Consider the following 14,535-nt stretch of genomic DNA (forward strand, 5'->3'; position numbering starts at 1 on the left):
GTCAGACCTCAGTTACGTGTGCCACGAATACTTTCAGTGAAAGCCTTCCGTTGCAGGCGACGGTTATCCCAGGTTGAAATGACGTCCGAGCTGGTACCGACCTGGCTGTGCGATAGCTCATAGGCGGCTTTAACCTGTTTTGAGAGATTGTCTGTTAATCGGTTGAGATCATCCCTTTTACCCGACAGCGACTCACTCGGTATGCTCATGGTTGAAATTTTGGCCTCAACCTGGCGCAACATGTTGATTACGAGGCTCGTCGCAGCAATAGTGCTGATGTCCTGAATGTATGCGTACCCTTCCGGTGCTTCGAATGTTTGCAAAGAGTCGATAATGGTCGGGATGCCGATATAGGAGATAATGCGTAATTCATCATCTGAAACACGAACGTCGTTGATGATTTTTTTCTGTACGTTTAAAAGAAGATCAGAAATGGTATCCTTCAATCCCTTAAAACCACCGTCATTAACTTCTGACATGACAAGGCACTGAGCCTTTCGTGGGGATGATGGATCTGGTGCCGGAGAACACTTGAGCATTTTAATTGATCCGCCAGCTGGTGGCCCCATGATGTAATCCGTGACAGTCATGGTAGACGGGCGGACTTCCATTCCCGCTTTTTCGCCTTTGCTATCCCAGTTGATAATGACAGTACCTACGAGAGACATAAGTTGTTCTGCCAGTTTATAACCGGATAACTCCGTTACCCCTCCGATGTTCATCGTTCCCTTATCAATATCCATGAACGACATATAGAAGAGGTTACCACTGAATTTTTCAGCGAACTCTTCGGGATCCTTTGCTTTAACCTGAGAAGTGACAGCTTCAGGTGACTTTGTCATCGATGAGCCAAAATCAGGAATAAGACCATTAATCGATCCCAGAATTGAGGCTGGTCCAGAGCTAACTGAGTTAGCGAACTGGCTTGGCGTACCCACGTTTTCAGAAAGGAAAGAGTAAGTTGCATTGCATGAATCTTTCGCAAATTTATTTAGCGCTTGCAGTTTGTTTTGGATGTCATTAATCGTTGCAGCACAGTCAGCACAAATAGCTGAAACAGCAACGTTAAAAGCATAGATAGCCGCACCCTGGGCAATACCACGGGCCACCTGCACAAGCTGGTCCCCGTTGATCATGCTGAAGGACCCAAGAAAAACGTCAATACCGTTACAACCGACAGAAGCTTTTGGAAACGACATGGAAACAAGGTTGGTATTAACGTTTGTTGTTCGGTAAGACATTGACCCGCCAACTATGCCTGTACGGGTTGCTGTGGAAAAGGTGGCCGGGCTGGTAGACGTCATCATGCCATTGAAAATGTTACGCATTGCGTTGTCTGCATTTGCAGTCGGGGCTAAAATTGCAGCACAAACAGAAAGAGACAAAAGTAACTTTTTGAAGTTGAAAACGGCATTACTGCGCATAAGTGCCTCCAAAACTGCCGCCAGCATTGAGATAATTGACCGGATCGGCCGTAGGCATGTCATAGCCTTCGAGTTTTTGGTCCATTATTTTTTGAAGTAGGAATGGGTCTGATTCCATTTCGGATTTATTAACGGTAATAACGCCATCATCGCCGATGGTATATTGCCTTTTAATATCTAGAGTTGACTGGAACGAAGCGTCATCGATCAGATTCATGCCCTTCGCGGCAAGTATAATAGTGTTCTTTAATTCATCAGCGGAGATCATGCCTTCACTAATGCGCTGAGCTGATGTCCCATCCTTTGAAACCAGGAAAATTGTAGGTACCTCTCGAATTTTAAATTGATCAATAATTTGTGCGTTGGGGATGTTAAAATCCTGAAAAAGGCCATTATGCAATGGCCTTCCATCCATACTGATTGGAAGAATATCTACCGAATAATAGTTCTGCATAAATTGAAGTATTTGGCTTTCTTCGTGGCAAAACTGGCAAGTACTCTGGAAAAAGAAAAATAAACCTGACTTAGTAAAGATATCTTTCATTACCGTTTGCTGATTTTTTTCAACAACAGTGCGGTGAGCATCCAGTGCCACCTTTTCCACTGGTTGCCTGCGTTTTTCAGACATCATCGGGTTTTTAAGAAAATAATCTTTTGATTTGTCAGAAAAACGCGTACTGATATCCAGCATTAACCTTTGCGCCGTGTAATAACGTGATAGATTTTCTGCGGTAGGGTTATCCATTGCCTGCGTTAACAGTCGAGGCATATTCTCTTTTAGCCATTTTGAATTTAAATCTACCATTTCCTCTTTTGAAGGCGAGCTAGCAGCACCGGTTGGTGGCAAAACCTCTTCTTGTTCAGCTTCGCTTTTTTTAGCAGGATCGTCATACCAGAAGAAACCCTTCTTATAAGCCTGGCCAGATACAAAGGGCGTATCTTTTATTAGGGGTTGCTCAGGGCTGGCGTGGGCACCAGTAATTACCAAAGACATAAGCAAAACCATCTTTGAAGGCGCTAATGCAATACGAGTCATAGACCGTTCTCCTTTTCTGATGCGGTTATGATGGCATACAAAAAAAAGGTTAGAGCTCGTATAGCATGGTCGTTTTTATGTTGAAAAGGACGGAAAAGGAGTGCTGACTAAGAAGATAGTCTCGGTGATGGAAAGATCATCCATCTTGCACGTTGTCAAAAATCCGGTGTAACAAAAACATGGTTTTATCGAATATCTAAAAGCAAATATTGCTTTGAAAACAGGTGTATTTAGAGCTGAAAAAAATCATCACAAGTAATGCTGTTTCTATATTTCAAAAAAGGAATAGCTAAGGATCAAAGAAGCGAACTTAGACAAGAATATAAAATATATTAATTGAAAGCGATTAAGAAGTCGTCATGCATAGAAGGTTTTGAGAACCTAAGTAGTTTTACGTTTTCAACAGAAAAAAAGGTGCACATTTTTGGAACGAAGAAAAACTGAATAAAGAAAAATCAAATTATATCTTTACTTGTCAAGAGTTGATATTTAAGTTGTAACTAATATTTGATTGTAAAGCAAACAACAGAATTTGACTTAAGTCAATATTTAGATTCAGACAAGGCAAGTTTCGCGATATCTTTTTTAAATTTAATCTAATTCTTCTTGAGAATACCTCTCTATGGCTGAAGCAGTTGAAGATAATCTGCAACGTGGACAATGAGCATCATTTGTCACTGGCACAATGTATGGGCGTTTACATTTTTCGCAGGCACCTAGTTCTTCAATTTCTTTCATAGAAGTAAGGATTTCTATTATTTTATTAACTTCCGGTGCGCATACAAAGTATCCCAGATTATGAAGGACACTCATTATTCGGTTGAAGTCAATTTGCCGAAAACTCGCTTCCGGATTTATTGGATCAAAACCAAAATAGTTAACTGCGACATCAATAACAGCAGAAAAGGCTCGGCGGTTATCTGTGCGTTTGCTCCAGCCCCGGATACCTTTTTTGAGTTTTGTTTTTGCACCAGGCTCAAAATCGATATTTTCAGCAACATGATTACCGTACAAAATTCGTATTGTATTTTTATTTGCCCCAAGCGACATAGTTCTTGCTGCTCGCAATAGAGCATTAGCTTTTGTTTGATCGACCTTTGCCATATCAATAATCCTTTAACATAACTTTATTTGTTAAAGTGTTGAACACATCCTGACGGTGACTGGTGAACATAGTGTCATAACGTAATAGTTCCATCAAATCATCACTAACTTTTCCTAACCGGATGTCAGCAGACAATTCATAAGCCCAGGCAAAAACTTTCGTTTTAAGTGAAACACTCTCTTCAATATGCCCTTGTGAGAAAGCAATTGTACGTGGGAAAAGAACGACATCGTTAATTGTTTTTAACGATGAATAACCAATGTCTTTAATAGCATCAGCTGTAGTTGGTTTTAAACCAAAGAAAATACTTACAAACTCTGGTGCGAGCATTGAGATAAAGAACACCTGCATAAAGTAGTCATTCTGTATATCAACACATTTAGAACGCAACTCATGAATCTTCTTGGGATTATAGATATCCACTGTACCATTCAGAAAAGTCACTTTTTCACCGGCATCGTAAATACCATAGTCAATATCATTTGTATCATATTCACGAATTACATTGGAATCACCGTCCAAGACCGCAGAAAAAAACCTCTCCCATGTAATTTCCTTTCCGAGTGTACGCGGAACCAAAAAACTACCTGGACGTGTTTCCACTTCAAAAGCTAAATCAGCGGCTGTACTAAATCCTTTCCCAAATAGGCGACGCTGGAGAAGAGGAGTCCCAGTTTGATATGCAGAAGATCCATGCACAGGCAATAACATTAAAAATGCACGGTAACTACGAATAAGCGAAATCTCAGTGCGGAAAAGTTTACCGAGTAAGCTACGAGTTAAATTATCAGATTCTGACATGTGCTGATTGTCCTTGCGCCATTACAATTGTTCAAATCTTCAACATGGATTTTTTGTTAGGTGTTCGGTAGGGTGAAAAGTAACTTTTAGTATTTTCTTAAGGCTTGAATAAGCCTTAAATCTATCCCTTCAACCACACCGCTTACTTGTAACACTTTTTAACCAAACTAACCAGAATTTTATCAAAAATTCCTGCGCATGCTAACGAAATGTGAAGCGATTAAAAAAAAACCTAAATCCAGCCCCTCCCAACGTTGGATTAGAATAACGACGTCTTTCACTGACCGTCATAAACTGACATTTTTACTTTTCATCAACCTCATGCTTACATAGGATCACTAAACAAAGAAAAGTGACCCTATGAATGCCTCACATAGGGTCACTTATGTTTGAAAAGTGACCCTATGTAATGTCGTCATAGGGTCACTTTTTATAAAAGTGTCACTATGGACAAAGTTCCATAGGGTCATTTTTTTTGGAAAAGTGGCACTAGATATATGTATAACTTTAATAGAGCAATGCACATTATCAAAAGCAATAATCCACAATGGTCATTCTGTCAAAAGTAACTTTAGGGGGTAGCGATGGAAGTGAGGCTAAACTCGCTGTTACTGTTTCTGAAGGCCCCTCCCGAATGGGGGAAACAGCGAGTGCATTACATCTGTTCAATTCCCTCATCAAAGAGCATTCAAAAATCTTCTGTTCGTGAAAAAAAACGGAAATTTCCTCCGGTATAGTAATTTCACATCAGGAGGCGTCATGAGTAATTCAAATCTTATAAGTTCTATAGAGCTAACACGTAAAAATTTACGTGCTCAGATTGAAGGTTTGCGTGTTGAGGCTGAAGATCTCATTACAAAATACTGGATCAAGTGGAAGGAACGAAACCACCAAGAGATTAACCTTACCCGACATAGCAAAGTTCCAAAGAGGGAGTACCTGGGTTCTTACGCACCAAAAGTTGAGCTAATTGGTAATGCCAGAAAAGTAACGATCACTTGGCATCAGTTCAGCCCTTATAAAACAAGAGCGCCTAGCCACATGTCAAAACGGGTGCAACCAATGAAAAGTGGAAAATATTCTAAGAACTGTTTTGTAAACCATGCCAGCTGGGAATACGAAATGATTTCTGAAACGGAAGCATTGCTGGAGCCTTACAGAGAAATGCTTGAGCTCTATCATTCAGCATATATCGAACTTGGACGAAAAATCCGTCAATACTCAAAAACTAAGGTGGCACAATGAACGACGCAATTATCACGGACAATGAGCGTATTAACATTGAACCAAAAGATGTAATGGTAAAAGGTTCAAATAAAAAGCAAGGCGTAAACGCTCAAACTTCTACTCAACGTAGACCAGAGCACCAGGGTATGGCCAAAGTTATTATTAACCCCGGCACCCCAGACTTTAACCGGTTTTTAACTGCCAGAAATGGAGCAGTCATCAGAGGTTTTGATGATGTGAGTATCGCTATTTCCTCTCTCTTTAAAACGGTTGATGCAGTTAAACATCCTGACCTTGTTCAGGCTATTCAGGATTGGTTCAACGAGCTGCATGAAGAAAACAATAAGATGAAAGAAAATCTTGTTGCTTATATTAAGTCAATTGAGTTCGACAAGAATGACTCATTCATGTCATCAACTCAGTTTGTACCTTTCAGTTTTGAACCAGTACAACTCAACTTCAATAACCACAACACCATAAGGTTTTACAAGTACATCTTCGAGATGAACCAGCTCATGAACACAATGTATGAGTACAACTCATTGGGTTTACTGGCTGTAAGCGACTATCCGGTTATGTCTCACAACATTATAAAGAGTATTAATTTATATGTTGAGAATGTGAAAAAGACTCTGAATGTTTCTCGCCGTAAGGATGGGCCATACAGTCCAGCAGAGTTCATCACCAAAGTAATGCAATATAAAAGTGTGCAGGCATACATTGCAGCCGAACTGTCAGGCAAACGTCGATAAGGTATGATGATGAATTTCAGGGCGCTGTATTTATGTATTAAACGGATTTTGGGGATATTCTCATCTCAGGAGAATGATGCAACCTCTGTAATGATTGAGGATATATCAAGCCTCTCTCCTTTTGCGCAGATTCTAGGAGATCAGAAGTACACTGTTCCTGATCATCCAAATCCAGAAGTCCTGAAATTCATCGAGTATCCAACTCGTCCGACGGGCATACAGACATTTAATGAACAGTCAATCCTGTCTCTGTATCGGGAAAAGCTGCACTCAATTTCAATGATGTTAGCTATCAGCGATAGCGACATCAGGGACGATGCATATACATTTACTAATTTAGTTTTAAAGCCCTTGGTTGAATATGTTCGCTGGATACATCTTTTGCCAGCTTCCGAAAATCATCATCATAATGGTATTGGTGGGTTACTTTCTCACAGCCTGGAAGTGGCCATACTCTCTTTAAAAAATGCGCATCACTCAGAACTGAGACCAATCGGATATCAAGATGAAGAAGTAGTCCGTAGAAAAGTATATCTCTATGCTGCGTTTATCTGTGGTTTAGTCCATGATGCCGGAAAGGTTTACGATCTCGACATTGTAAGCCTGAATTTAGCTAGTCCGATCATTTGGACGCCAAGCTCACAAAGTCTTCTTGACTGGGCACGTGAAAATGACGTGGTTGAATACGAAATCCACTGGCGAAAGCGTATTCATAATCAACATAATATCTGGTCCAGCGTTTTCCTTGAGCGAATCCTAAACCCGGTATGTCTTGCATTTTTGGATCGGGTAAATAAAGAACGTGTTTATTCAAAAATGATCACCGCCCTAAACGTTTATACTGATGGGAATGACTTTTTGTCTAAATGCGTGAGGACCGCTGATTTCTATTCTACTGGTACAGACCTTAATGTTTTACGTGACCCTATCATGGGTCTGCGTTCTAATGATGCAGCAGCAAGGGCCATTAGTACCATCAAGCACAACTTTACCAGTATCAATATCAACAATTACAATGCTAAGCCTATGCACATCATTATCGTAAATGGTGAGGTATACCTTAACGAGAACGCATTCCTTGATTTTGTTCTCAATGATTTCGAATTACATAAATATAACTTCCCTCAGGGAGAGGCTGGTAAGACCGTATTGGTAGAATCCCTAGTTCAACGTGGTTACGTCGAGCCCTATGATGATGAGCGTGTCGTTCACTACTTCATTCCGGGTATCTATTCGGAAAACGAAATATCAAACATCTTTAGAAATGGGATAGGGAAACTAGAATTCTATAACCTTCTTAAGCTAAGGTGGATTGGTTTAATCTTTGATTCCTATAAAATCCCTGACTCAGTGCCGGGTCTTTTTAGCGTTAATGCCAATAAAGACTTTATTTACATTGACGAGCAAAAAACAGTTACTGAATACAGAAGACCAGTGCCCGGTCGGGACGTTATAACTAAAATTACTGATACTGTTGAGACGGCTGTTCTTAAGGTTAATGATTTAGGCCGCTCCTCTGCCTCTATTGATGTTGATATACATTCTAAGAAAAATGAAGGCTCATCCGACGATTTTGAGAAGAAAGCCGAAAGTGATAATGAAATTGATAATGACACGCAGATAGTTAAATCTGAGGGTGAGGAAGCAGCTGATCCTGTCATTCCTGATATAGAAGAAAGTGAAGATGAATCGGCAAAGGACACGGAATCCCATGTCCTGGTCAACCAACTTCATGAACTCCTTTTAAGCGCTCCACTTTCCAATGACTATATAGTGTGTGTTGATGCTGTCCCCTACCTCAACATAGATACCACTATGGCATTGCTGCCGGGATTAGATGAAAAAGCATTCAGTGAAGAGCCCTATTTCCAACTGACATTCAGAGAAGGCTCTCTCGATGGAATGTGGATAGTAAGGGACATTGACGATCTGCGTTTAGTCCAGCTCGGCGATAACTGCGCCGGGTTCCAGCTCACCTATCATGAGCCAAGAAGGCCAACAACTTTAAAGTCACTTTTCAATACTTCTATGTATCAGGCATTAGTGATTAATGATGAGTCTTCTGTTGAAAACTCTGCCCCACGTCCAAAGCAAACGCTTGAGCTGCCTCCCCCACGTGTAAATGCAGTCGAAGAACATTCTGGCGACGTGGAATATCATGGAACCGATAGTGCATCCGCGACTGGTCCGCTGAAAACTGAGGCTGTGGAATATGAACATTATCAACATCTTTTTGAGAAAGAAGATGAAGAGCATGAGATCATTGATTATACCGATTTCTCACAGCTTAGTGTTTCTCGGCCAGAAGTCGGTAGTTGTGCAACAAGCTCTTCGGTCCATAATGAAAAGCTTCTCTCCGAGCCGTCAGAATTACCAGAACTTAACCGAGAACAGAACGCTGATCCCCAGGGTACGAATGAACGCTCTATGGATGTTTCTGTAGGACAAGAAAACTCAGAACCAGATACTGAGGGTAACTGCCCACCACCAGCTGAAGTTGTGTATTCCCAGACCGAAGCAGCCGCAACCAGTGTGATGGCAAGTGAAGAGCCCGCCTTACCTCCTGTACTTGAAGAATCAAATGGAGAGCATGCGCCCACAGACGCTAAGGGGCATCATCTTTCGCCAGCACTGGCCAGACTGTTCGCCCCAACAGCACCGGTAGAAAAACAAAATCCCAAGCGCAACCGGAATAAATCATCGGACAAAGCAGAAGTACAAAAACCAGCATCACCTGTTTCTGGTCACAATCTGAACAGTAAAGTCTTTGCATCTACTGAATCAGACCAAAATGGTGAATTCTCGCTTATAAGCGAAGGTGACGTTACAGAGCTTGAATTTGTAGAAATTGCGTTAGTACTGCATCAAATTCTGTCCAAAATGGAGGTGGCGTTTAAAAGAAAGCGCAAAAACAGATTTATGGTAAGTACTCCTAATACTCTCTATCTGACCCAATCTTGCGTGGAAAAATTTGGGTCGCAGTTAGAGGCTCAAGATCTTTTCAATAAGCTTCCTCAGTACCTCGTTAATTCTGGTGCTGTGATCAATACAAAATGCCATGCATTTAACATGCCTACTTTGCTGGCCGCATCAGACCGGGCGAAAGTGGACATTGAACGAATTATCAATAACCTGAAAGAGGCTGGGAACCTATAATGTCAGATTCGAAGAGGACTAACCTCCATGCACAAGAGAATTTTTATCGGCCTATTCTTGAGTATCGTAGTGCCTCAATACTTTTGATTTGTTCGGTTTCTATGCTTTATATGGGACTTTCTTCAGACGGACTGGACATCGCCCCAATAGTTCTGTTCACCTCAATATTGCTTTTTTTGCTGTGCCTTTATCGTTGCAAAACAGCAGCGCCATTTTTGATGGCTCATTGGCGTGTATTCAAGCGACATTTCATGTTCGTTAGTCTTGATTCACTGCGTGTAATTAACAAAAGTAACTTTTTCTCCAATGAGCGAAAGTATCGTCAACTGGTTCAGGATTATCAAAATAAAAATAAGGATATACCCGAGCGAAAGTCCTATTTTTGTGATGGGTTTGAGTGGGGTCCGGAACATGCGGATCGGGCATATCAAATAGCTAACCTCTCCAGTGATAAACGTGAGATCGAGTTGCCATTCGTCTTCAACCCAATTAAGAGACATTTTGACGCAATGGCTCGTAAGATGGGCGGCAGCAATGCAATTTTTGCTGTGGAACGTAGGGAACCCATATTTGTAACTGAAGACAATTGGTTTGGTCATACTCTGATAACCGGAAACGTGGGTACCGGGAAAACGGTGCTACAGCGTTTACTAAGCATTAGCATGCTTCATCTTGGTCATGTTGTTGTTGTCATAGATCCAAAGAACGATGCAGAGTGGCGAGAATCTCTAATGGAAGAGGCTAAGACCCTCGGTCTTCCTTTCTATAAATTTCATCCTGGCCAGCCAGCATCTTCGGTCTGTATTGATGTCTGCAACACCTATACTAATGTTTCTGACCTAACATCTCGTCTTTTGAGCTTGGTGACAGTTCCCGGTGAGGTTAACCCATTCGTTCAGTATGCCAAGGCTCTCGTTTCCAATGTGATTTCCGGGCTTTCTTACATAGAGAAAAAGCCTTCTATTTATCTGATTCACAAGAACATGAAAAGCCACATGTCTATTGTGAATCTTACAGTCAAGGTAATGGAGTCATGTTACGCGAGATATTATGGTTACGATGTCTGGACCGAAAAAGTTAAGTACGTCGCTAACGATACCTTGCCGGTACGTTTCAAGCGTCTCGCTGAATGGTTTACGGCTCATTTCATGAATTACGAGGGGTCCGAACAAATAGACTGGTTAGATACTGTTTCCCAGCTTATTGATTACTCAATGTCCGACCCAGAGCATATGGCTAAAATGACCGCAGGTATTATGCCTGTTTTCGATATGCTCATTGAAAAACCTTTAAATGAGCTTTTATCTCCTAACCCGAACTCAGTATCATCAAGAGAAATTGTAACAAGCGAAGGGATGTTCAGCACTGGCGGGGTGCTATACATTTCGCTTGATGGCCTTTCAAACCCCGATACAGCAGCTGCTATTTCTCAATTAATAATGTCAGATCTGACCTCCTGTGCCGGTAGTCGCTACAACGCTCAAGATGGTGATATGTCAGCTAATTCCAGGATAAGTATTTTTGTTGATGAGGCACACTCAGCCATTAACAACCCTATGATTAACCTTCTGGCGCAGGGTCGTGCAGCGAAAATTGCACTGTTTATTTGCACCCAAACCATCTCCGACTTTATTGCTGCGGCAAGTGTTGAAACTGCCAATCGAATTACGGGGCTCTGCAACAATTATATAAGCTTGCGAGTCAACGATACTCCTACTCAGACGCTTGTTGTAGAGAACTTTGGTAAGAGTGCGATAAGCACAAATATGGTCACTTATACGACCGGTTCAGAAACATCTTTGCCGCATAATAACTTCTCAGGTTCAATCTCAGAAAGAAAGCAGACAACTTTAGAAGAGAGTATTCCAAAGGATCTCTTGGGTCAGGTCCCTATGTTTCACATAGTTGCCAGGCTTCAAGATGGCAGGAAGGTTGTAGGCCAAATCCCTATTGCTGTTGCTGAGAAACAAATGAAGCCAAACACAACTCTGTCGGAAATGCTTTTCAAGAAGGCCGGAAAAGTTACTTTGCGTCAAAATCTCGATATCAAAAATCTTAATAAATTTCTAAGGAAGTTGCATTGATGGATGAAAAAATTGTCCTGACGCGCCAGCAAATTTTAAGCTCTGCACTAAAAGTCAGCAAATGTCGCTCGCTCGTAAAAAGGCGCTTTCAGTCTTTGGGTTTAAAGTACGCAGATTCTCAGGAAGTTCGAGATCGGCTAACTATGATAGAAAAAAACGCGTTTCATCATTTGGGAAAATTTTGTCAGAGCAACGATATCGATTCCCTATTCTCCATGGCAAATACCCTGTCTGAGCTTTTCCTTTTAAAGGGAGAGTTGATCACGACTGATCCCTTTGGGGACCGTGAAACCAGCTACTGGTCGGTACCACAAGGATCATGCCATGAATGGATTCAATCACTGACCACCAGCGAAGGTCCTGAACGTAAATTCGTTAGTTTCCGTATTTCTTTCGATAACAATGACGTACGGTGTGATCTTGTAAAAAAGAATGCCCGTATGCTTGGTTGTTATCTTTTGCCTTATTTCGTCGATTTAACACGCACGGTGGGCGCATTCATTAATTTGCCAGGTAGTGTCTCTTTTAAACAAGTACAGCGCATCAAACCCCAGATTCATCCAGAAACAACACATAGTCATATAGTTACTATTGAGGACTCTCCCTTTCTTTCTCGGTTAAAATTTAAAATCATTACTGCCATAGATCAGCTTCCTGACCCTAATGGCCTTTATACAAACACCTTTAACAGCATTATTGACCGTGCACTGCTGACTCATCTCAAAACCGAACAGGAAAAAATAGATAGTCCAAGAGTCTGCAAAAATGTGATTTCGGCTTTTGCCGACTCAACTCTTTCTCTGCCGGTGTTTAACATCGGCCTAAACGAGCAGTACAGATACTGGACGCCGTGGGGCATCAACTTTATAGAATTTTCCCGCCAGGCCGCAAAAGCAAGGACCGCTGTATTTGTTCCTGATGTGGGACAGATCGAGTGGAAAAGCGCAGAGCATAAAGAACTGGCGGAGTTAAGCCTCATCGACCAAATCATACCTAAACAGTACCACTGGCTCCTGGGTATCCCGACGATGTGGCGTAACAACTATTGCAATCACGATCAGAGGCTAGCTCTTTTTCGTGAATGGAGGGAAAGCAATGGCTGCGGATAATACAAGCAGGGCAGCAGTGCTCAGAACAATGCTTTTTTTTGGCATGGTCATTTATTTTGGTTACAGCTTGGCTTTCCAGAATACTGAGGAGCTCAAATATCAGATTACTCAGGAGGTTAATGCAAGCCGGTCCATCATATCAAATGACCGTTGGAAGTCTGTCATTGCAAATAGTGAAGCGACTTTAAATTGGTTGGTACATGACTATAAGTTAATTGACTATCTGAATACTATTCTGATCCCTGACACCAAAAAACCAGCCAGAGGTATTAACATTGTTGCTGAAAAATTTACCTCTATTAATTACACTATGGCCAAAAACATACCCCTCTTACTTTATCAGTCCATTTTCCGGTGGAACTTAATCCTGGGGTGGCTAATCGTTTTTCTGCCCTATCTATTTGCCATGCTAGCAGATGGAATGTACCAGTGGAAATTGAAGAGGTACGTATTTGGTAAGGTTACAGTTCAGTTTTATCGTATTTGGTTTCGAGCATTTTGGGTGATCAGTGCTTTAACGATGGTCTACCTGGTCATGCCAAATATGTCACTATTTAACAATATCGCTCAACTTTTCCCACCAGTCGCTTTATTGATACTGGGAATTGCATTGAATCGCTTGTGGTCTAACTTTCAAAAACTCATGTAAAGGTGGTCAGATGTTAAGCAGTAAAAAAAGGAAGTCCCCTACAAATATCAAAGAATCGCTCAATGATAACGCTGACCGTTTTTATAAGATGTTTCGCATTCATACCACGGCAAAAGTTGCTATGTCGCTAATTGCCATGACCGCTGTAGGGTTTTCTTTCTACAATCTTTACGAACAATGGCAGGACGCTGAAGGGAAGAAAGACCATATAGCTGTAATACGGATTTCTGGCGAGATGGGTACCGGCTCGGAAACGGGCGATGGAACAGTGATCGCAACAGCTCTTGCCAAAGCTTACAATAATCCCCATGCCAAAGCAGTTATTATCGAGGCAGAGTCAGGTGGTGGTGGTCCCTCTGACGCCATCATTATTTACCGCCAGATAAACGCGCTTAAAAACCACCAGCCACAGATTGAACGCGTATCAGATGCCGGTGGCTCTCTTTCATCTGTAGCCGCTGACAAGAGTAACAAAACCGGGAGCACAGAACGTGGCGATGAAGCACGGTCGAAGCAAAACTCCCTCGAAGTACTCTCCAGCGGTACCGGTCGTTTTTTCTCTGATATCGCAGACTCATATAAACCAATCATCGTTAGTGTGAAAGGCATATGCGCATCCGCATGCTATTACGCGGTATCGCCCGCTGATGCAATTTATGCCGACAGTAATGCCCTGATCGGTTCTATCGGTGTGCGTATGGACCACTGGAATCTGTCAGAGATCATGAGCACAGTAGGCGTCAAGAATGAGCCCCTTACGGCCGGTGAGTTCAAAGATGCTCTTGACCCCTTCCACCCATTGTCCGATTCAACGAGGGAGTTCATGCAGAAGGAGATCCTGAACACGATGCATGAAAAATTTATAACTGATGTTGAACTTGGACGGGGTAAAAAGCTTCTCTCGCGTCATGATGCCGATGCTGTTTCTCTCTATTCAGGCCGTGTATGGCCAACACCTCAGGCAGTTAAGTACGGCCTGGTGGATGGAGATCTTACGTCAGTAGAGATCCGTACACGTCTTTCAAAAATGTACTCCACTGACACGTTCAAAAACTACAATGAGCCTCATCGTAATCTCCGTTCTGCACTCGGCATGCTGATGAGCCTGTCTTCAAATATTGAGAGCCTTACCGGTACCACTACCCGCTTAGTAGAATCTGTTAATGCCACCAGCTACCCCTCTGTGAGGTAA

Annotated in this window: 11 protein-coding genes; 7 read left to right on the forward strand and 4 right to left on the reverse strand. The window is 41.9% G+C overall.

Annotation, left to right across the window (positions count from 1 at the left end):
- Positions 1-8: 8 nt before the first annotated feature.
- From trhH to JQN59_RS25180, 4 genes are all read right to left on the reverse strand, one after another.
- Positions 9-1,424 (reverse strand): IncHI-type conjugal transfer protein TrhH, encoded by a 1,416-nt coding sequence (gene trhH / locus JQN59_RS25165; RefSeq protein WP_001257292.1) that lies wholly within the window; start codon positions 1,422-1,424, stop codon positions 9-11.
- Positions 1,414-2,460, reverse strand: coding sequence for a thioredoxin family protein (locus tag JQN59_RS25170; RefSeq protein ID WP_094935607.1), 1,047 nt, complete (start codon positions 2,458-2,460; stop codon positions 1,414-1,416). Before JQN59_RS25170 ends, trhH begins: the two co-directional genes overlap by 11 nt.
- Before the next feature lie 591 nt (positions 2,461-3,051).
- Positions 3,052-3,564, reverse strand: coding sequence for a hypothetical protein (locus JQN59_RS25175; protein ID WP_001140952.1), 513 nt, complete (start codon positions 3,562-3,564; stop codon positions 3,052-3,054).
- A 1-nt stretch (position 3,565) separates the two neighbouring features.
- Positions 3,566-4,366 (reverse strand): hypothetical protein, encoded by an 801-nt coding sequence (locus JQN59_RS25180; protein ID WP_000004208.1) that lies wholly within the window; start codon positions 4,364-4,366, stop codon positions 3,566-3,568.
- 759 nt (positions 4,367-5,125) lie between these two features.
- Here JQN59_RS25180 and mobI point away from each other — a divergent pair.
- Genes mobI through JQN59_RS25215 form a run of 7 tightly spaced genes read left to right on the forward strand, consistent with a single transcriptional unit; the run spans position 5,126 to position 14,535 of the window.
- Positions 5,126-5,611, forward strand: a complete 486-nt coding sequence (gene mobI / locus JQN59_RS25185; protein WP_000071885.1) for a conjugative transfer protein MobI(A/C) — start codon at positions 5,126-5,128, stop codon at positions 5,609-5,611.
- Entirely contained in the window at positions 5,608-6,345 is a 738-nt protein-coding gene (locus JQN59_RS25190; protein WP_180260334.1) for a hypothetical protein, read from the forward strand. The genes mobI and JQN59_RS25190 overlap by 4 nt, the downstream gene beginning before the upstream one ends.
- 9 nt (positions 6,346-6,354) lie before the next feature.
- Positions 6,355-9,501: a MobH family relaxase gene (gene mobH, locus JQN59_RS25195; protein ID WP_001011152.1), complete on the forward strand. Its 3,147-nt coding sequence runs from the start codon at positions 6,355-6,357 to the stop codon at positions 9,499-9,501.
- Positions 9,501-11,585 (forward strand): conjugative transfer system coupling protein TraD, encoded by a 2,085-nt coding sequence (gene traD, locus JQN59_RS25200; protein WP_001284073.1) that lies wholly within the window; start codon positions 9,501-9,503, stop codon positions 11,583-11,585. Before mobH ends, traD begins: the two co-directional genes overlap by 1 nt.
- Entirely contained in the window at positions 11,585-12,694 is a 1,110-nt protein-coding gene (locus tag JQN59_RS25205) for a hypothetical protein (RefSeq protein WP_000343600.1), read from the forward strand. Before traD ends, JQN59_RS25205 begins: the two co-directional genes overlap by 1 nt.
- Positions 12,681-13,343, forward strand: a complete 663-nt coding sequence (locus JQN59_RS25210) for a DUF4400 domain-containing protein (protein WP_000718549.1) — start codon at positions 12,681-12,683, stop codon at positions 13,341-13,343. The genes JQN59_RS25205 and JQN59_RS25210 overlap by 14 nt, the downstream gene beginning before the upstream one ends.
- Before the next feature lie 10 nt (positions 13,344-13,353).
- Entirely contained in the window at positions 13,354-14,535 is a 1,182-nt protein-coding gene (locus JQN59_RS25215) for a S49 family peptidase (RefSeq protein WP_000952985.1), read from the forward strand.

This window comes from Citrobacter sp. B72, from assembly GCF_016894305.1.
Taxonomy (GTDB): Bacteria; Pseudomonadota; Gammaproteobacteria; order Enterobacterales; family Enterobacteriaceae; genus Citrobacter; species Citrobacter portucalensis.

Excerpts from the sequence above, each read along its gene's own strand:
- JQN59_RS25190 (WP_180260334.1), top strand. The coding sequence starts at position 5,608 with ATGAACGACGCAATTATCACGGACAATGAGCGTATTAACATTGAACCA.
- JQN59_RS25210 (WP_000718549.1), top strand. The coding sequence starts at position 12,681 with ATGGCTGCGGATAATACAAGCAGGGCAGCAGTGCTCAGAACAATGCTT.
- traD (WP_001284073.1), top strand. The coding sequence starts at position 9,501 with ATGTCAGATTCGAAGAGGACTAACCTCCATGCACAAGAGAATTTTTAT.
- trhH (WP_001257292.1), bottom strand. The coding sequence starts at position 1,424 with ATGCGCAGTAATGCCGTTTTCAACTTCAAAAAGTTACTTTTGTCTCTT.
- JQN59_RS25215 (WP_000952985.1), top strand. The coding sequence starts at position 13,354 with ATGTTAAGCAGTAAAAAAAGGAAGTCCCCTACAAATATCAAAGAATCG.
- JQN59_RS25170 (WP_094935607.1), bottom strand. The coding sequence starts at position 2,460 with ATGACTCGTATTGCATTAGCGCCTTCAAAGATGGTTTTGCTTATGTCT.
- JQN59_RS25175 (WP_001140952.1), bottom strand. The coding sequence starts at position 3,564 with ATGGCAAAGGTCGATCAAACAAAAGCTAATGCTCTATTGCGAGCAGCA.
- mobI (WP_000071885.1), top strand. The coding sequence starts at position 5,126 with ATGAGTAATTCAAATCTTATAAGTTCTATAGAGCTAACACGTAAAAAT.
- mobH (WP_001011152.1), top strand. The coding sequence starts at position 6,355 with ATGAATTTCAGGGCGCTGTATTTATGTATTAAACGGATTTTGGGGATA.
- JQN59_RS25205 (WP_000343600.1), top strand. The coding sequence starts at position 11,585 with ATGGATGAAAAAATTGTCCTGACGCGCCAGCAAATTTTAAGCTCTGCA.
- JQN59_RS25180 (WP_000004208.1), bottom strand. The coding sequence starts at position 4,366 with ATGTCAGAATCTGATAATTTAACTCGTAGCTTACTCGGTAAACTTTTC.